Genomic DNA, 17884 nt, shown 5'->3' on the forward strand with positions numbered 1-17884 from the left:
TTCGGCTGCGCGCTTGTGGTTAAATACGGCGTCTTTTGCCCCGAGGCTTTCAACGGGGCGCTCATCATAACAGGACGGCCCCGCCCAAGACAGCGGCCGTCATAGGGACGCAAGCCGCCATGCAAGTGAAACACCTGCTGCTGATCGCCATCCTCGCCATGACTGCTGCTTGCTCGTCAACAAAGGACGTCGTCGACGAAAACCTGAGCGAAGTCGAGTTGTACCAGCTGGCTCAGAAAGACTTGGACAATAATAGCTACACCAGCGCCACAGCCAAGCTGAAGGCCCTGGAGTCGCGTTATCCGTTCGGCCGCTACGCCGACCAGGCGCAGCTTGAGCTGATCTACGCCAACTACAAGAACGCCGAGCCGGAAGCTGCCAAGTCCGCTGCCGAGCGTTTTATCCGCCTGCACCCGCAGCACCCGAACGTGGACTACGCCTACTACCTCAAGGGCCTGACCTCGTTTGACCAGGACGTAGGCCTGCTGGCGCGCTTCCTGCCGCTGGACATGACCAAGCGTGACCCGGGCGCTGCCCGCGACTCCTACAACGAGTTCGCCCAGCTGACCAGCCGCTACCCGAACAGCCGCTACGCGCCGGACGCCAAGCAGCGCATGATCTACCTGCGCAACCTGCTGGCCTCCTACGAGATCCACGTCGCCCACTACTACCTGACCCGCCAGGCCTATGTCGCTGCCGCCAACCGTGGCCGCTATGTAGTGGAAAACTTCCAGGAAACCCCATCCGTGGGTGACGGCCTGGCCGTGATGACCGAGGCTTACCAGCGCCTGCACCTGGACGACCTGGCCAGCACCAGCCTGGAAACCTTGAAGCTGAACTACCCTGATCACCCAAGCCTGAAAGACGGCCAGTTCGTGCCTCAGGTCGCCGAAGCGGACAACCGCTCGTGGCTGAGCAAGTACACACTGGGCCTGATCGAGTCCCGTCCACCGCTGCCGCCGGGCGAAACCCGCGCCAACCAGGACGTGATGAAGCAGTTCCAGGATGCCAAGGAAGCCATTCCTTCCGAGCTCAAGCCTCATGACGAGAACGGCGACGTGATCGAAGAAGAAGCCCCGCAAGCCCTGGGCAACAACCAGGACCGCTCGTGGTTCAGCTACATGACCTTCGGTGTGTTCGACTGATCCGTTGACGCAACGCAAAAAGGGAGCCCCTCGGGGCTCCCTTTTTTATGGGCAAGCATTATTGCGCTGTGCGCCTGCCATGTCCTTGGCTAAACTGGCGCATTCCTCGTCGAGAAGCTGCCCACCATGGTTCGTCTACTGTTCTGGATTGCCATTATTGCCGCCGCAGTATGGTTCTGGCGTAAATTCAAAAGCCCGGCTGCCAAACAGCAGCGCTCCGCCGAACCCGACGCCGCCTTGATGGTGCGCTGCGCCCACTGCGGTGTGCATTTGCCGCAGAATCACGCCCTGAGCTCAGGCCAGGCGTGGTATTGCAGCCAACCCCACCTGGAACAAGGGCCGAAGTCTATCCAGCGTTGATTCGACCTTGCGGGGCATACGGCGCCGGATCGATGATCGGCGCACGCCCCAGCAACAAGTCGACAAACAACTGGCAGGACGCCGGCGCAAGCACCAGGCCATTGCGGTAATGCCCGCAGTTGAGCCACAAGCCACTGAACCCCGGCACTTGGCCGATATACGGAATGCCTTCCGGCGACCCCGGACGCAAGCCCGCCCAATGCCCGACCACTTCGGCCTCGGCCAAGGCCGGAATCAGCTCGACCGCCGACGCCTTCAAGCTTTCCAGCGCAGTGTCGGTCGGCGTCTTGTCGAAACCCTCATGCTCCAGGGTGCTGCCAATCAAGATATGTCCATCACGCCGCGGGATCGCATAACGCCCCTTGGCCAGGACCATGCTCGACAGGAAATCCGCAGCACACTTGTACAAGATCATCTGGCCTTTGACCGGCTCCACCGGTAGCGACAAGCCCAGCGTGCCCAGCAACTCACCGCTCCACGCCCCCGCGGCCAATACCACCTGATCGCCGAGGATCGGACCACCCGTGGTGTTCACCCCCACGACATTGCCGGCGTCCTGTACAAACCCGGTCACCTCGCATTGCTCATGCAGGGTCACACCCGGCAACGCCAACAGCGCCGCCTTGAGGGACTTGACCAGCCGGGGGTTGCGCACATTGGCGACATTGGCCATGAAGATCGCCTGGGAATAGCCGCCGCCCAACACCGGCACCGCATCATGGGCGGCCGAAACATCCACCTTGCTCAAGGGACGGCCTTCCCGCTCAGCCCAGGCCAGCGCTTCGGCCTCGTCTTCGAGATCGAGCCAATACAAGCCGGTGGTGTGAACCTCCGGATCGACACCCGTGGCAGCAAACAGGCGCTCGGCCAGTTGCGGATAGAAATCCTGTGACCAATGGGCCAGCGCCGTGACCGCCGGGCTGTAGCGCCACGGGTACAACGGCGAAACAATCCCGCCGCCCGCCCAGGAAGACTCCTGCCCCACGCCGGCACGCTCCAGCAGCACCACCGCCTGCCCCTGGGTCGCCAGGTTGAACGCCGTCAACAAGCCGATTACGCCACCGCCGACCACCACCACTCGCTGTTGCTTAGCCATTATTCGATCCAGCCGATAAATAGGGACAAGCGCACCCGGCGCCCAATCATCCAGCACTGTCATCATTGCCCCCAGCACAGCGTGCGCGACATGTCCGGCGCTGCGCCAGGGTTGGCCCGCGCACCGGTGCTGGTCAGGCTGAAGCTGCCGCAAGGGTCAGCGGCCATCACCGAGTCAGCAATGGGCGTGGCCAGCAGGCGGAAATCCTGAGGGTTCAATGCAGCGGTGATTCTATAGCGATCATTGCCCGCACTGACGCCGCTGGCGTCAATAAAACTGCCGTTGCGCGCATAAAAGCGCTCCAGGTACTGCGCCTGCTCGGTCAACAACGCGACAATCTGACCGCGATAGACCTTTTTGGCCTGGCCGCTATACCCGGGGTAAGCAATCCCGGCCAGCAACCCAATAATTGCCACCGCAACCAGCAACTCTATCAGGGTAAAACCCCGGCTATCCTTGTCCATCCCACCGCTCCTTATTGAAGTTGCCGCCAGGCCACCCGCCGAAACCGCGAGCCACCCTCCCCGTCCACCCGCGCGTACACGCTCTCCAAGACCGTACGGGATTGGCCGCTTAGCCCAACCGCCGTCACTCGGTACACCGCGGCCGATACGTGCGGCGGTAAATGAGCCAGCCCCACGGCAGGCCCCAGGGACTGTGTGCCGTAGAAACCACCCTTGAGCGCGACCCAGGTAACGCCGGAAACCGGGTTCACTCCGGCGCCGCTCAGTGAAAATGCCTCGCCCGGCGGCGCGCAGGTGATAACGGACCGACACAGCGGTAAGTCCGCAGATACCCGCTGTACGACCGACTCCCCCAGCCTCAGGCCACTTTCGGCACTTTGCAGCGACTGGTTGCGATGCCACCCGCTCGCGGCGGCCTTTTGCTGGGACAACGCACCCTGCATCGACGCCAACCCCATCAGCGACAACAACAGCAGAAACACCAGGCTGATGAGCAACACCATGCCCGCCTGCAGCACATTTACCCGTTGAGAAACCCCCATGCTCGCCCTACCCCAGACGGTTACGCAGCGCGGCCACGACGCTGTAGGTTTGATCCTTGACCCGGCCCGTGGGGTCCTGCAGCGTCAACAGGATGCGTACGCTGCGGACCAGGGATTCATCCCCGGGACGGGCGTCATAACGCACCACTTCCAGCGAGTCAGGCTTGGCGGCCATGCCGAAGCTGATAGCGAATGCCTGCACGTTATCCACCAGCACCGCCTTGGCCGGTGCCGCAGGCGTACTGACCTTCAACTGGCCCGCTTCGAAGGTGTAGGTGATCTGGCGTAACGCAAAGCCAATCTGCCCAGGCAAAGGCATTGGCGCGCTGCCGGTAAACGCCTCGGCGGTCCCCGTGCAATCGGAAAGCACCGTCCAGTCGGGTTTGCCGCCACCCTCGCCGATATCCGCCGTCACCAGCGTCAGCGACGCTGAACCGTTCCCGGCACTCCAACGCACAGGCTGATCAAAGGCCGCCGGGGCATTCTCGATAAACGCCAGGCCCAGGCAGCCAAACATGCCCGCATGGCGGATGTCCTGAATCATCTTGCCAAGGACAAACCGCGCATCATCCTGCAGCAACATCGCCGCCTGCTGGCTGGCCTGTGTCGCACGGGAGCTGATCACCACCTGGCTACCCCCAGCCACCAGTACCAGCCCGATGGCCAGCGCCAGCAGCAACTCAATCAGGCTGAAACCGCGAAGACGCAAGGTCATGGCAGCACTCCGGGCTCATGACCGATTCGGCTGGTCAGGGTAAAGGTCTCGCGTGCGTCGCTGGTGTGTGTGGCCCGTCGATCATCCCAACTGATGGTGACGGTCACTTCATTGGCGCTGACCGCCACCGAGCCTTTGGCACTCGGCCCGGCAAACCCGAGGATATTGGCTTCGAAATCATGCAGGTCCAGGTCACGCACACTGGCGCTGGCACTGCTGGCCGGCGCACGTTCTGCACGGCCCCACGCGTAGTCGGCAACGGCGTTGGCACGGATGCGGTCAAGCATGTCGTAGGCAATGAAACTGGCCTGGCTGATCATCCTGGAGCTGTCGGTGTACTTGAGCGCATTGAGCTGGATCGCGGCCGCGCCCAACAGGCCAACAGTGAGAATCAATAGGGCGACCAGCACTTCGATCAGGGTCATGCCGGTTTGGCGCCGAGGCAAGGCGCTGGAGAAAAACGTGTCCGGGTAGGCAAGCATTACCATCGTCGTCCGTGTCGAAGGGCAAAAAAGAAGCAGGAAAACCTGCTGTGCAGCCCAAGACTAGCGCCGGTTTTTCAACCGTGGCGCTGCCGGAACAAAGGGAAATACTTTGGACAAAAAGGCCATCATCCGGGGGCAAGGCGCAGGCGCTATACCTAGGACTGCACCCACATCCACGGAGGGATGACCTATGCAACAACGCGGCTTCACCCTGATTGAACTGCTGCTCGGGCTGATCTTGAGCGGCATCCTGGCCAACCTGGCAGTGCCCGGCTTCAGGAACCTGCTCGAATCACAGCAACGACATAACGCCGCACAATCCCTGGCCGGAGGGCTGCGCTTCGCGCGTACCGAAGCCATCGCACGCAACCGGGCCGTGGTCATTCACGCCCAGGACGAAGACTGGAGCCGAGGTTGGCGGGTGATCGTGGATGTAAGCGGGCGCGGCCACCTGGACGAGGACAACCCGGTGCTGCTGGAGCACCAGGACAGCGGGCGCGTGGCGATTGTCGGCAATGGCCCGGTCAAGAGCCAGGTACGCTTCAGCGGGCTGGGCGAACCGGTATTTTCAGGCGGGGGGTTTCGGGCGGGCACTGTGCATGTGTGCGCCACCGACCAGGCGCAAAGCCAGTACCAAGTGGTACTGGCGCCCAGCGGGCGCATCAGCCTGCGCAGCGACAGGGCCGAACAGGCGTTGTGCCGGAGTTACTCCGGCACCCTGGCACTCAGAGCAACGAGCGAACCCGCAGCTCCTTGGGCATGGAGAAAGTGATGTTTTCTTCACGACCGGCCAACTCATCGGCACCGGTGGCGCCCCAGGCGTGCAACTGCTGGATCACGCCGCGCACCAGCACTTCCGGGGCCGAGGCACCGGCGGTGATACCGATACGCTCGACGCCATCGAACCAGCTGCGTTGCATGTCTTCCGCGCCGTCGATCAGGTACGCCGGTGTAGCCATGCGTTCGGCCAGCTCGCGCAGGCGGTTGGAGTTGGAGCTGTTAGGGCTGCCGACCACCAGGACCACATCGCACTCGTTGGCCAGTTGCTTGACGGCGTCCTGGCGGTTTTGCGTGGCGTAGCAGATGTCGTCCTTGCGCGGGCCACCGATGGCCGGGAAGCGACTGCGCAGGGCGTCGATCACGCGGCTGGTATCGTCCATGGACAAGGTGGTCTGGGTCACGAATGCCAGGCGCTCGGGGTTGCGCACCTGCAGGTTGGCGACGTCTTTTTCGTCTTCTACCAGGTAGATGGCGCCACCATTGCTGGCATCGTACTGGCCCATGGTGCCTTCGACTTCCGGGTGGCCGGCGTGGCCGATCAGGATGCACTCACGGCCGTCACGGCTGTAGCGTGCGACTTCGATGTGTACCTTGGTCACCAGTGGGCAGGTGGCGTCGAAGACTTTCAGGCCACGGCCTGCCGCTTCGGTGCGCACTGCCTGGGAAACTCCGTGGGCGCTGAAGATGACGATCACGTCGTCCGGCACCTGGTCCAACTCTTCGACGAAGATGGCGCCGCGGGCGCGCAGGTCTTCGACCACGAATTTGTTGTGGACGACTTCATGGCGCACGTAGATCGGCGGCCCGAAGACTTCCAGGGCGCGGTTGACGATTTCGATCGCACGGTCCACGCCGGCGCAGAAGCCACGGGGGTTGGCGAGTTTGATGTGCATGCTGTGCCTCGTGTCTTGCAGGGCAAGAAATTGGATCAACTCAGCTCTATAAGCTTGAGCCTCTGTGGGAGCCGGGCTTGCCCGCGATGCAGACGACTCGGTGTATCAAGTACACCGAGGTGATGCAATCGCAGGCAAGCCAGCTCCCACACAAGCCGCCACCCGCAGGAGCCGGTTTCGTCAGTCAGAGCGCTTTAACGTCGATGATTTCAACGTCAAAGGTCAAGGTTTTACCGGCCAACGGGTGGTTGAAGTCGATGGTTACTTGCGTGTCATCGAAGGTTTTCACCACGCCAGGCAATTCGGTATTCGCCGCATCATTGAAGATCACCAGCAAGCCTTCAGACAGGTCCATGCCTTCGAACTGCGAACGCGGGATGATCTGCACGTTTTGCGGGTTGGGCTGGCCAAAGGCGTTTTCCGGCAGGATCTGCAGGTTGCGCTTGTCGCCAGCCTTGAAGCCGAACAGGGCCGCTTCGAAACCCGGCAGCAGGTTGCCGTCGCCGACCTTGAAGGTCGCCGGGGCTTTGTCGAACGTGCTGTCGACCGTGTCGCCATTCTCCAGGCGCAGTGCGAAATGCAAGGTGACTTCCGTGTTCTGGCCGATGCGTTGCTCAGCCAATACCTGATCAGTCATTGACGGTCTCTCCGGTTTTCTTGCTTTTGAACATGTCCAACGCCAGCATGATCGCACCGACGGTGATGGCGCTGTCGGCAAAGTTGAACGCTGGGAAGTACCAGCGGTTCTGCCAATGCACGAGGATAAAGTCGATCACATGGCCCAGGGCAATGCGGTCGTACAGGTTGCCCAGCGCGCCGCCCAGCACCAGGGCCAGCGCGATGGCCAGCCAGGTGTCGTCGCGGCCCAGGCGCTTGAGCCAGACCACCAGCACCGCACTGACCACCACGGCGATCAGGGCGAACAGCCAGCGCTGCCAGCCGCCACCGTCGGCGAGGAAGCTGAACGCCGCGCCGGTGTTGTAGGCCAGGGTCCAGCTGAAGTAGTCGGGAATGACCACAATCTGCTGGTACATCTGCAAGGCGCCTTCGAAGTGAGCCTTGCTGACCTGGTCGATGACCAGGACCAGCACGCTCAGTACGAGCCAGCCCAGGCGTCCAAAACGACTGGCTGCATTAGGCATAGTGACGAACCTCGCCAGCGCCGCTGATGTTGTCGACGCAACGACCACAGATTTCCGGGTGCTCGGGGTTCACGCCGACATCTTCACGGCAGTGCCAGCAACGGGCGCACTTGGCGAAGGCCGACTTGACCACCTTGAGCTTGAGGCCCGGTACTTCGGTGGCGACCGCGTCCGCCGGGGCCTGGGCGAATGGCGCCAGGCTCGCGGTGGAGGTGATCAGCACGAAGCGCAGTTCGTTGCTCAGCTTGGCCAGGTCGGCGGTGAGGCCTTCCTCGGCAAACAGGGTGACTTCGGCTTGCAGGTTGCCACCGACGGCCTTGGCCGCACGCTGCACTTCCAGCTCCTTGTTCACCGCAACCTTGACGGCCATCACGCCTTCCCAGTACTCGCGGCCCAGTTCGAAGTCGGCCGGCAGTTCGGTCAGGCCTTCGTACCAGGTGTTGAGCATCACGGACTCGTTGCGCTCGCCCGGCAGGTATTCCCACAGTTCGTCGGCGGTGAAGGCCAGGATCGGTGCGATCCAGCGCACCAACGCTTCCGAGATGTGGAACAGCGCGGTCTGCGCCGAACGGCGTGCCTTGCTGTTGGCGCCGGTGGTGTACTGGCGGTCCTTGATGATGTCGAGGTAGAAACCACCCAACTCCTGCACGCAGAAGTTGTGGATCTTCGAGTAGACGTTCCAGAAACGGTATTCGCCGTAGTTTTCCTGCAACTCGCGTTGCAGCAACAGGGTACGGTCCACGGCCCAACGGTCCAGGGCGAGCATGTCCTCGGCCGGCAGGATGTCGGTGGCCGGGTTGAAACCGGTCAGGTTCGACAGCAGGAAGCGTGCGGTATTACGGATGCGACGGTAGGCATCGGCGCTGCGGGCCAGGATCTGGTCCGACACGGCGATTTCACCGGAGTAGTCGGTCGACGCCACCCACAGACGCATGATGTCGGCGCCCAGGGTGTCGTTGATCTTCTTCGGCTCGATCACGTTTTTCAGCGACTTGGACATCTTGCGACCCGTCTCATCGACGGTGAAGCCGTGGGTCAGCAGTTCGCGGTACGGCGCGTGGTTGTCGATGGCGCAACCGGTCAGCAGGGACGAGTGGAACCAGCCACGGTGTTGGTCCGAACCTTCCAGGTACAGGTCGGCACGCGGGCCGGTCTCGTGACCCATTGGGTGCGAGCCACGCAGGACGTGCCAGTGGGTGGTGCCCGAGTCGAACCACACGTCGAGGGTGTCGCTGATCTTGTCGTACTGCGGCGCTTCGTCGCCCAGCAGTTCGGCAGCGTCCATCTTGAACCAGGCTTCAATACCTTCCTGTTCAACGCGCTGGGCAACGACTTCCATCAGCTCGACGGTGCGCGGGTGCAGCTCGCCGCTTTCCTTGTTCAGGAAGAACGGGATCGGCACGCCCCAGTTACGCTGGCGCGAAATGCACCAGTCCGGGCGGTTGGCGATCATCGAGTGCAGGCGCGCCTGGCCCCAGGCCGGGACGAACTGGGTCTCTTCGATGGCCTTGATCGCGCGGTTACGCAGGGTGTCGCCGCTGGTGGGCTCTTTGTCCATGCCGATGAACCACTGCGCGGTGGCGCGGTAGATGAGCGGGGTCTTGTGGCGCCAGCAGTGCATGTAGCTGTGCTTGATGGTTTCGGTGTGCAGCAGCGAACCGACTTCCTTCAGCTTGTCGATGATCGGCTCGTTGGCCTTGAAGATGAACTGGCCGCCGAAGAACTCCAGCGACGGCGTGTAGACGCCATTGCTTTGCACCGGGTTGAGGATGTCATCGTTGACCATGCCGTAGGCTTTGCAGGTCACGAAGTCGTCCACGCCGTAGGCCGGAGCGGAGTGAACCACACCCGTGCCCGAACCCAGCTCAACGTAGTCAGCCAGGTACACCGGCGACAGACGGTCATAGAACGGATGACGGAAGTTGATCAGCTCCAACGCCTTACCGGTGCTGGTCGCGATCACCGAACCTTGCAGCTCGTAGCGGGCCAGGCAGGCTTCGACCATTTCCTCGGCCAGTACCAGCAGGCGATCACCAACGTCCACCAGGGCATAGGTGAATTCCGGGTGCACGTTCAGCGCCTGGTTGGCCGGGATGGTCCACGGGGTGGTGGTCCAGATCACGATGGCGGCAGGCTTGGCCAGCGATGCCAGGCCGAAGGCCTCGGCCAGCTTGGCGTCGTCGGCGATCGGGAAGGCCACGTCGATGGTCGAGGACTTCTTGTCTTCGTACTCGACTTCCGCTTCAGCCAGGGCAGAACCGCAGTCAAAGCACCAGTTCACGGGCTTGAGGCCCTTGAACACGAAACCACCCTTGACGATTTCGGCCAAGGCGCGGATTTCACCGGCCTCGTTCTTGAAGTTCATGGTCTTGTACGGGTTGTCCCACTCGCCGAGCACGCCCAGGCGGATGAATTCGGACTTCTGCCCTTCGATCTGCTCGGTGGCGTAGGCACGGCACAGTTCGCGGGTTTTATCCGCGCCCAGGTTCTTGCCGTGGGTCACTTCGACCTTGTGTTCGATCGGCAGGCCATGGCAGTCCCAGCCCGGGACGTACGGCGCGTCGAAGCCCGACAGGGTTTTCGAGCGCAGGATCATGTCCTTGAGAATCTTGTTCAGCGCATGACCGATGTGAATCGTGCCGTTGGCATAAGGAGGGCCGTCGTGCAGGACGAATTTCGGACGATCCTTGCCAATTTCGCGCAACTTTCCGTACAGGCCAATACTGTCCCAGCGCTGCAGGATCTGCGGTTCGCGCTGTGGCAGGCCGGCCTTCATTGGGAAGGCGGTGTCCGGAAGGTTTAGCGTGGCTTTATAGTCGGTCATTTAAGGCTCTTCGGTTAGCGATGGGCGCTAGGTGCGGCTAGTGCACGGGCGGCGGCGACATCCGCATTGATCGCCGTTTTCAACGCCTCAAGGGAGGCGAAACGCTGCTCTTCACGCAGCTTTTGGTGGAAAACCACCGTCAAACGCCGGTCATACAGATCACCGGCAAAATCCAAAAGATGAACTTCCAGGTGGGCCTTGCCATCACCTGCAACCGTGGGCCTGACGCCTATGTTGGCGACTCCGGGCCACGGTTGGCCGTCGATATCCACACTTACCAGGTAGACCCCGGTGAGCGGCACACGACGGCGCTTGAGCTGCACGTTGGCGGTTGGCGTGCCCAGTTGGCGCGCCAGCTTCTGGCCGTGCAGGACCCGCCCGGCAATGCGGAACGGGCGACCGAGCAAACGCTCGGCCAACGCGAAGTCGGCAGCGGCCAGGGCGTTTCGCACCTGGGTACTGCTCACACGCAGGCCGTCCAGTTCGACGGTTTGCGCGGCTTCAACGGTAAAACCTTGATTGACGCCTGCCTGTTGCAGGAAATCGAAATCGCCGACGCGGTCGCAGCCGAAACGGAAGTCGTCGCCGACCTCCAGGTGCTGCACGCCCAGGCCGTCCACCAGGATTCGGTCGACGAACTCGGCGGCGCTGAGGCTTTGCAAACGCTGGTTGAAGGCCAGGCAGAGGACACGGTCCACGCCTTCTTCGGCCAGCAGTTGCAGCTTGTCCCGCAAGCGGGCCAGACGTGCCGGCGCCGTTTCGGGGCTGAAATATTCCCGCGGCTGTGGCTCAAAAATCACCACGCAGCTGGGCACGCCCAACTCGACCGCACGCTCGCGCAGCCTGGCCAGGATAGCCTGGTGGCCACGGTGAACACCGTCAAAGTTGCCAATAGTGGCGACGCAGCCCCGATGCTGGGGGCGCAGGTTGTGGAGACCTCGAACCAGCTGCATAACGCGCTTCTTGCTCATAAAGTGGTCGATTATAACCACACCCAGCCCCGGACGACAGGCAACAGAACAGGCCAAATGGGTCGAATCGATAAAACAGCCGTTTTATCGCGGCAAACGCTCTAGCCAATCGACTTGCGATTGAAATCCCGCAGGCGGAAGCCCTGCAACAGCAACATCCCGAAGTACACCACCACACCGGCCACGACCAGCACGCCAAGCCGCAAGAAACGCTCCAGCATATGGCCTTCGTCCCAGGCGGGCATGAAGTGCATCAGGCCGAGCAATACCGCCGACATCGCCGTCACCGCCACCACCAGTTTGAGGGCAAACAGGCCCCAGCCTGGCTGCGGCTGGAACATCTGCTGCTTGCGCAGTTGGTAGAACAGCAGCCCGGCGTTGATGCACGCACCGGCGCTGATGGCCAGGGCCAGGCCGGCATGGGCCAGTGGGCCGATAAACACCAGGTTGAGCAGTTGCGTGACGATCAGCGTGAAAATCGCAATTTTCACCGGCGTACGGATGTTTTGCTGGGCGTAGAAGCCTGGCGCCAGCACTTTGATCACGATAATCCCGAGCAAACCGACGGAATAGGCGACCAGCGCGTGCTGCGTCATCAGGGCGTCATGGGCATCAAACTGACCGTATTGGAACAACGACACGGTCAGCGGCTCGGCCAGAATCCCCAGGGCCAGCGCGCACGGCAACACCAGCACAAAACACAGGCGCAGGCCCCAATCGAGGATGCGCGAGTATTCCTGGCGGTCCTTGCTGGCGTAGGTGCGGGCCAGGGTCGGCAACAGGATGGTGCCCAAGGCCACGCCGAGCACGCCGGACGGCAGTTCCATCAAACGGTCGGCGTAGTACATCCACGACACCGAACCCGAGACCAACAGCGACGCGAACGCGGTGTTGATAATCAGGGAAATCTGACTGACGGACACACCGAGGATCGCCGGCAGCATATTGCGCATCACGCGCCAGACGCCGGTGTCCTTGAGGTTGAGGCGCGGCAGCACCAGCATGCCGATCTTTTTCAGATGCGGCAGTTGGTAGAGCAACTGCGCCAGGCCACCGGCCAGTACGGCCCAGCCCAGGGCCATGACCGGCGGATCGAAGTACGGCGTGAGGAACAGCGCGAAGAGGATCATGCTGACGTTCAGCAGGGTCGGCACGAAGGCCGGCACCGAAAAACGGTTCCAGGTGTTGAGGATCGCCCCGGCCAGGGATGACAGGGAAATCAGCAATATATAAGGAAAGGTCACCCGCAGCAGGTCAGTGGTCAGCGCGAATTTTTCCGGGGTATTGGCAAAACCGGGGGCCGTCGCCCAGATCACCCAGGGCGCAGCGAGCATGCCGAGGACGGTTACCAGCATCAGCACCAAAGTCAGCAGGCCCGACACGTAGGCAATAAAGGTGCGCGTCGCTTCCTCGCCTTGCTGGGTCTTGTATTCGGCCAGGATCGGTACGAACGCTTGGGAAAAAGCGCCCTCGGCGAAGATCCGCCGCAGCAGGTTGGGCAGCTTAAACGCGATAAAGAAGGCGTCCGTGGCCATGCTCGCGCCAAAAATACGCGCCAGCAGGGTGTCGCGCACGAAGCCCAAAACCCGCGAGATCATCGTGATAGAGCTGACGGCGGCCAACGATTTGAGGAGGTTCATTGAAAGAGTTTGCGCCTATTAGATAAACAGCAGGCGAACAACGCGCCTACTTATGCGATACTGCGCGCCTGCAACAGCACAGAGCCAAAGCTCGCGAGTTTACAGGTCAAGCGCCGGAAATAAATCACCCGCCTCTTCAGATCGACCACTCAGCAGTTCGCATCAGCCGCCCTTGACAACACATCAAGTCATCGGCATGATTCGCGGCCTATTTTGTTTGCTATTTCCTAAAAAGTCTTTCGAGGAGCTCGACGGTGGCCAACACACCTTCCGCCAAAAAACGTGCAAAACAGGCTGAGAAGCGTCGCAGCCACAACGCCAGCCTGCGTTCCATGGTTCGTACCTACATCAAGAATGTAGTTAAAGCCATCGACACCAAAGACGCTGAAAAAGCTCAAGCAGCTTACGTTCTGGCTGTGCCTGTTATCGACCGTATGGCCGATAAAGGCATCATCCACAAGAACAAGGCCGCTCGTCATAAGAGCCGTCTGAATGGCCACATCAAGGCTCTGAACGTCGCTGCAGCAGCCTAAGTGGTAACAACTGCCGCGTAACTCAGGTTACGCAACAGTTAAGAAATGCCCCGTACCGAAAGGTGCGGGGCATTTTTGTTTGTGCCCGAAATATGGATTGCACAGTTCAGCATGTGGGAACTGGCTTGTGTGGGAGCTGGCTTGCCTGCGATAGCGGTGGATCAGCTTGCATAGGTGTTGCTGACCCACCGCCATCGCGGGCAAGCCCGCTCCCACATTGGGATTGCATACATTCTTTCTTTGGGCACAAAAAAACGCCCCGAACCAGTCGGGGCGTTTTTGCTAGCAACCGATCAATGCATCAATCAGTGCTGATGACCGCCTTCACCGTGAACGTGGCCGTGAGCCACTTCTTCCTGGGAAGCGTCGCGGATGGCAACGATCTTCACTTGGAAGTTCAGGCGCTGGCCAGCCAGCGGGTGGTTGCCGTCAACGGTGACGTCGTCGCCGTCCAGGTCACGGATGGTGACGATCTGCATTTGGCCGTCCGGCGCGGAAGCGTGGAACTGCATGCCCACTTCCAGCTCGTCAACGCCTTCGAACATGCTGCGGCTCAGGGTGCTGACCAGTTCGGCCGAGTACTCGCCGTAGGCATCTTCAGGTTCTACGGCAACCGTCAGTTCATCACCGACGTTCTTGCCTTCCAGAGCCTTTTCCAGGCCTGGGATGATGTTACCTGCGCCTTGCAGGTAGACCAGCGGCGCGCCGCCGGCGGAGCTGTCGATGACCTCACCAGCGTCGTTGGTCAGGGTATAGTCGATGGAGACAGCCTTGTTAGCGGCGATCGTCATGGGGCGAGACCTTTTGCATAAGAATGAAGAACGGACAAGTCTAAACAAGGATTTGCCCGAAAGCGAACAGAACCCGGACAGACGGGGTCGCACACGCGACTCGACGGTCACCGGATTTCACCAGGACGACGACCAGCACTGGGTGGCCGAGCTGTCTTGCGGCCACACCCAGCACCTGCGCCACCAGCCGCCATGGCAGTCGCGCGCCTGGGTGCTCGACCCCGCACAGCGCCAGGAAAAAATAGGCCAGCCCTTTGCCTGCGGCTGGTGTGCGCAAGCGCACGAATAACGATAACCTTGACGCCTGATTCGCGGTAGGCGCTCAGCCATAGAGCGTCACCCAAGCCATGCACCTCCAGAGAATTCGCATGCAGACTTTTTTTATCGCGCCCACCGATTTTGGTGTGGGTCTGACCTCCATCAGCCTTGGGCTGGTGCGTACCCTTGAGCGTGCCGGGCTGAAAGTCGGGTTCTTCAAGCCCATAGCCCAGCCGCACCCCGGCGACACCGGCCCTGAACGCTCCACCGAGCTGGTGGCGCGCACCCACGGCTTGAAGCCGCCACAACCCCTGGGCCTGGCGCATGTGGAGCGCATGCTCGGCGACGGCCAGCTCGATGAGCTGCTCGAAGAAATCATCACCCTGTATCAACAGGCCGCCGTGGGCAAGGACGTGCTGATCGTCGAAGGCATGGTGCCGACCCGCAGCGCCAGCTATGCCGCCCGGGTCAACCTGCACCTGGCCAAGAGCCTGGATGCGGAAGTGATCCTGGTCTCCGCCCCGGAAAACGAAGTGCTCACCGAACTCTCCGGCCGTGTGGAATTGCAGGCCCAACTGTTTGGCGGCCCAAAAGACCCGAAAGTGCTCGGCGTCATCCTCAACAAGGTGCGCACCGACGAAAGCATGGAGGTCTTCTCCGCGCGCCTGAAAGAACATTCGCCCCTGCTGCGCAGCGGTGACTTCCGCCTGCTCGGCTGCATTCCCTATCAGCCGGAACTCAACGCCCCGCGCACTCGCGACGTCGCCGACCTGATGGGCGCACAGATCCTCAACGCCGGCGACTACGAAAGCCGGCGCATGACCAAGATCATCATTTGCGCGCGCACCATGCGCAACACCGTGGAGCTGCTCAAGCCCGGCGTTCTGGTAGTAACGCCCGGTGACCGCGACGACATCATCCTCGCCGTCAGCCTGGCCGCGATCAACGGCGTGCCCCTGGCCGGCCTGCTGCTGACCAGCGACACCCTGCCCGACCCACGCATCATGGACCTGTGCCGCGGCGCGTTCCAGGCCGGGCTGCCCGTGCTGTCGGTGAGCACCGGCTCTTACGACACCGCCAACCAACTCAATAGCCTCAACAAAGAAATCCCCATCGATGACCGCGAGCGCGCGGAGATCATCACCGACTTCGTCGCCAGCCACCTCGATGCGCGCTGGCTGCACCAACGCTGCGGCACGCCACGGGAGATGCGCCTGTCGCCGGCGGTGTTCCGCTATCAGCTGATCCAGCGCGCCCAGGCGGCCAACAAGCGCATCGTCCTGCCCGAAGGCAGCGAGCCGCTGACCGTGCAAGCCGCCGCGATCTGCCAGGCGCGCGGGATCGCCCGTTGCGTGCTGCTGGCCAAACCGGCGGACGTGGAAGCCGTCGCCCGCGCCCAGGGCATCGAATTGCCCGAAGGCCTGGAGATTCTCGACCCGGACCTGATCCGCCAGCGCTACGTCGAACCGATGGTGGCCCTGCGCAAGAGCAAAAGCCTCAACGCGCCGATGGCCGAGCAGCAACTGGAAGACACCGTGGTGATCGCCACCATGATGCTGGCGCTGGATGAAGTGGACGGCCTGGTCTCCGGCGTCATCCACTCCACCGCCAACACCATCCGCCCGGCCCTGCAGCTTATTAAAACGGCGCCGGGCTGCACCTTGGTGTCGTCGGTGTTCTTCATGCTCTTCCCCGAGCAAGTGCTGGTGTACGGCGACTGCGTGATGAACCCACACCCAAGCGCGGCGGAACTGGCGGAGATTGCCTTGCAAAGCGCCGACTCGGCCGCCGCGTTCGGCATTACGCCGCGCGTGGCGATGATCAGCTATTCCAGCGGCGACTCGGCCAGCGGCGAAGAAGTGGAAAAAGTCCGCGAAGCCACCCTGCTCGCCCACGAACAGCAAAGCTCGCTGCTGATCGACGGCCCGCTGCAATACGACGCCGCCGCCAACGAAAACGTGGCCCGCCAATTGGCACCGAACAGCCTGGTCGCCGGCAAAGCCACCGTGTTCGTATTCCCGGACCTGAACACCGGCAACACCACCCACAAGGCCGTGCAACGCAGTGCCGATTGCGTAAGCCTGGGGCCGATGCTCCAGGGCCTGCGCAAACCGGTCAACGACCTGCCACGCGGTGCCCAGGTGGATGACATCGTGTACACCATCGCACTGACTGCGATCCAAGCCGCCAACCGACCTATGGATATCTAAATGCTGGATTTTCTACCTGCCGCCCTGCGCGGGGTGATCGCGTCGTTGTTGCTGGCGCTGAACACGATCCTGTTGTGTTCGTTCCTGTTTATCGTCGCGCTGTTCAAGGCACTGCCGTTCGCCAAGCGCTTCAGTGAATGGCTGATGAACCACACCCACGAAGCCTGGGTGACCAACAACAAAGGCTGGATGAACCTGGTGCGCCGTACGCGCTGGCACATCAAGGGCCTGGAAGGCGTGGATTACCAGCACTCGTACCTGGTGACCAGCAACCACCAGAGCTGGGTCGACATCATGGTGTTGCAGTACGTGCTCAATCGGCGGATTCGCCCACTCAAATTCTTCCTCAAGCAGGAACTGATCTGGGTGCCGGTGATTGGCTTGGCGTGGTGGGCGCTGGGCTTTCCGTTCATGAAGCGCTACACCAAGGCGTACCTGGAAAAGCACCCGGAGAAGAAAGGCAAGGATCTGGAAACCACGCGCAAGACCTGTGCGAAGTTTCGCGACAACCCGGTGGGCATTTTCAACTTTGCCGAAGGTACGCGGTTTACCCCGGGCAAGCATGCGCAGCAGAAATCACCGTTCCGCTATCTGCTCAAGCCTAAAGCCGGTGGCATTGCGTTTGTGCTGGATGCCATGGGTGAGCAGTTGAAGTCATTGGTCAATGTGACCATTCACTATCCGGCTGGGCGCCCGGGGTATTGGGATTTGTTGTGCGGGAATGTGCAGGACGTGGTGGTGCAGTTTGAAGAGGTGCAGATCCCGGCCGAGTTCATTGGCAAGAATTATGAGCAGGATGGGGAGTATCGGACGGCGTTCCAGGGTTGGATCAATAAGCTGTGGGAAGAAAAAGACCAACTGCTGGAAGAACTGCATACACAATTCCCAGACAAAAAGTGATCAAAAATGTGGGAGCTGGCTTGCCTGCGATGCAGGCACCTCGGTACATCAGTTGAACCGAGGTGATGCTATCGCAGGCAAGCCAGCTCCCACAAAAGCCAGCTCCCACATGGACCGAGTACACATTTGAGAACA

General features: G+C 61.5%; 19 protein-coding genes. 7 read left to right on the forward strand and 12 right to left on the reverse strand.

Features of this window, described 5'->3' with window-relative positions:
* The first annotated feature begins 119 nt into the window (after window positions 1–119).
* Both J1G37_RS02940 and J1G37_RS02945 read left to right on the forward strand, forming a co-directional pair.
* Window positions 120–1145: an outer membrane protein assembly factor BamD gene (locus J1G37_RS02940; RefSeq protein ID WP_124527531.1), complete on the forward strand. Its 1026-nt coding sequence runs from the start codon at window positions 120–122 to the stop codon at window positions 1143–1145.
* A gap of 126 nt (window positions 1146–1271) precedes the next feature.
* Window positions 1272–1505: a PP0621 family protein gene (locus J1G37_RS02945; protein WP_017737918.1), complete on the forward strand. Its 234-nt coding sequence runs from the start codon at window positions 1272–1274 to the stop codon at window positions 1503–1505.
* Here the strand turns inward: J1G37_RS02945 and thiO are convergent.
* The 5 genes from thiO to pilV form a co-directional block, all read right to left on the reverse strand.
* The gene (gene thiO, locus J1G37_RS02950; protein WP_207040116.1) at window positions 1492–2601 is read right to left on the reverse strand and encodes a glycine oxidase ThiO; all 1110 of its coding nucleotides are present in this window, start codon (window positions 2599–2601) and stop codon (window positions 1492–1494) included. The genes J1G37_RS02945 and thiO overlap by 14 nt on opposite strands.
* A gap of 62 nt (window positions 2602–2663) precedes the next feature.
* Window positions 2664–3065: a type IV pilin protein gene (locus J1G37_RS02955; protein ID WP_207040117.1), complete on the reverse strand. Its 402-nt coding sequence runs from the start codon at window positions 3063–3065 to the stop codon at window positions 2664–2666.
* Between the two features lie 11 nt (window positions 3066–3076).
* The gene (locus J1G37_RS02960; RefSeq protein WP_207040118.1) at window positions 3077–3607 is read right to left on the reverse strand and encodes a PilX N-terminal domain-containing pilus assembly protein; all 531 of its coding nucleotides are present in this window, start codon (window positions 3605–3607) and stop codon (window positions 3077–3079) included.
* A 7-nt stretch (window positions 3608–3614) separates the two neighbouring features.
* Window positions 3615–4322, reverse strand: a complete 708-nt coding sequence (locus tag J1G37_RS02965; RefSeq protein WP_207040119.1) for a prepilin-type N-terminal cleavage/methylation domain-containing protein — start codon at window positions 4320–4322, stop codon at window positions 3615–3617.
* The gene (pilV, locus tag J1G37_RS02970) at window positions 4319–4804 is read right to left on the reverse strand and encodes a type IV pilus modification protein PilV (protein WP_207040120.1); all 486 of its coding nucleotides are present in this window, start codon (window positions 4802–4804) and stop codon (window positions 4319–4321) included. The genes J1G37_RS02965 and pilV overlap by 4 nt, the downstream gene beginning before the upstream one ends.
* A gap of 193 nt (window positions 4805–4997) precedes the next feature.
* Here pilV and J1G37_RS02975 point away from each other — a divergent pair, with 193 nt between their 5' ends.
* Window positions 4998–5579 (forward strand): GspH/FimT family protein, encoded by a 582-nt coding sequence (locus tag J1G37_RS02975; protein WP_207040121.1) that lies wholly within the window; start codon window positions 4998–5000, stop codon window positions 5577–5579.
* Here J1G37_RS02975 and ispH read toward each other — a convergent pair.
* The 6 genes from ispH to murJ all read right to left on the reverse strand — a co-directional run bounded on the left by ispH (window position 5533) and on the right by murJ (window position 13057).
* Entirely contained in the window at window positions 5533–6480 is a 948-nt protein-coding gene (gene ispH, locus J1G37_RS02980) for a 4-hydroxy-3-methylbut-2-enyl diphosphate reductase (protein ID WP_124527538.1), read from the reverse strand. The genes J1G37_RS02975 and ispH overlap by 47 nt on opposite strands.
* Before the next feature lie 184 nt (window positions 6481–6664).
* Window positions 6665–7102 carry a peptidylprolyl isomerase gene (locus J1G37_RS02985; RefSeq protein ID WP_177325344.1) on the reverse strand — a complete coding sequence of 146 codons (438 nt, stop codon included), beginning with the start codon at window positions 7100–7102 and terminating at the stop codon, window positions 6665–6667.
* A gap of 7 nt (window positions 7103–7109) precedes the next feature.
* Window positions 7110–7622, reverse strand: a complete 513-nt coding sequence (gene lspA / locus J1G37_RS02990) for a signal peptidase II (RefSeq protein ID WP_017737909.1) — start codon at window positions 7620–7622, stop codon at window positions 7110–7112.
* Window positions 7615–10446: an isoleucine--tRNA ligase gene (ileS, locus tag J1G37_RS02995; protein ID WP_207040122.1), complete on the reverse strand. Its 2832-nt coding sequence runs from the start codon at window positions 10444–10446 to the stop codon at window positions 7615–7617. The genes lspA and ileS overlap by 8 nt, the downstream gene beginning before the upstream one ends.
* Window positions 10447–10460: 14 nt before the next feature.
* Window positions 10461–11399: a bifunctional riboflavin kinase/FAD synthetase gene (gene ribF, locus J1G37_RS03000; RefSeq protein ID WP_207040123.1), complete on the reverse strand. Its 939-nt coding sequence runs from the start codon at window positions 11397–11399 to the stop codon at window positions 10461–10463.
* Between the two features lie 119 nt (window positions 11400–11518).
* Entirely contained in the window at window positions 11519–13057 is a 1539-nt protein-coding gene (gene murJ, locus J1G37_RS03005) for a murein biosynthesis integral membrane protein MurJ (protein ID WP_207040124.1), read from the reverse strand.
* Window positions 13058–13311: 254 nt separating this feature from the next.
* On the opposite strand from murJ, the gene rpsT reads away from it, so the two are divergent.
* On the forward strand, window positions 13312–13590 hold the full coding sequence (rpsT, locus tag J1G37_RS03010; protein WP_003171647.1) for a 30S ribosomal protein S20: 279 nt from the start codon (window positions 13312–13314) through the stop codon (window positions 13588–13590).
* Between the two features lie 305 nt (window positions 13591–13895).
* Here the strand turns inward: rpsT and J1G37_RS03015 are convergent, their stop codons facing one another.
* Window positions 13896–14381 carry a peptidylprolyl isomerase gene (locus J1G37_RS03015; RefSeq protein ID WP_016976314.1) on the reverse strand — a complete coding sequence of 162 codons (486 nt, stop codon included), beginning with the start codon at window positions 14379–14381 and terminating at the stop codon, window positions 13896–13898.
* On the opposite strand from J1G37_RS03015, the gene J1G37_RS03020 reads away from it, so the two are divergent.
* The 3 genes from J1G37_RS03020 to J1G37_RS03030 all read left to right on the forward strand — a co-directional run bounded on the left by J1G37_RS03020 (window position 14380) and on the right by J1G37_RS03030 (window position 17749).
* The gene (locus J1G37_RS03020) at window positions 14380–14670 is read left to right on the forward strand and encodes a DUF3565 domain-containing protein (protein ID WP_207040209.1); all 291 of its coding nucleotides are present in this window, start codon (window positions 14380–14382) and stop codon (window positions 14668–14670) included. The genes J1G37_RS03015 and J1G37_RS03020 overlap by 2 nt on opposite strands.
* 79 nt (window positions 14671–14749) lie before the next feature.
* The gene (gene pta, locus J1G37_RS03025) at window positions 14750–16849 is read left to right on the forward strand and encodes a phosphate acetyltransferase (protein WP_124529837.1); all 2100 of its coding nucleotides are present in this window, start codon (window positions 14750–14752) and stop codon (window positions 16847–16849) included.
* On the forward strand, window positions 16850–17749 hold the full coding sequence (locus tag J1G37_RS03030; RefSeq protein WP_207040125.1) for an acyltransferase: 900 nt from the start codon (window positions 16850–16852) through the stop codon (window positions 17747–17749). It begins immediately after the preceding gene.
* The last annotated feature ends 135 nt before the right edge of the window (window positions 17750–17884 follow it).

The sequence above is a fragment of the Pseudomonas sp. Marseille-Q1929 genome (assembly GCF_017316265.1).
Lineage (GTDB): Bacteria > Pseudomonadota > Gammaproteobacteria > Pseudomonadales > Pseudomonadaceae > Aquipseudomonas.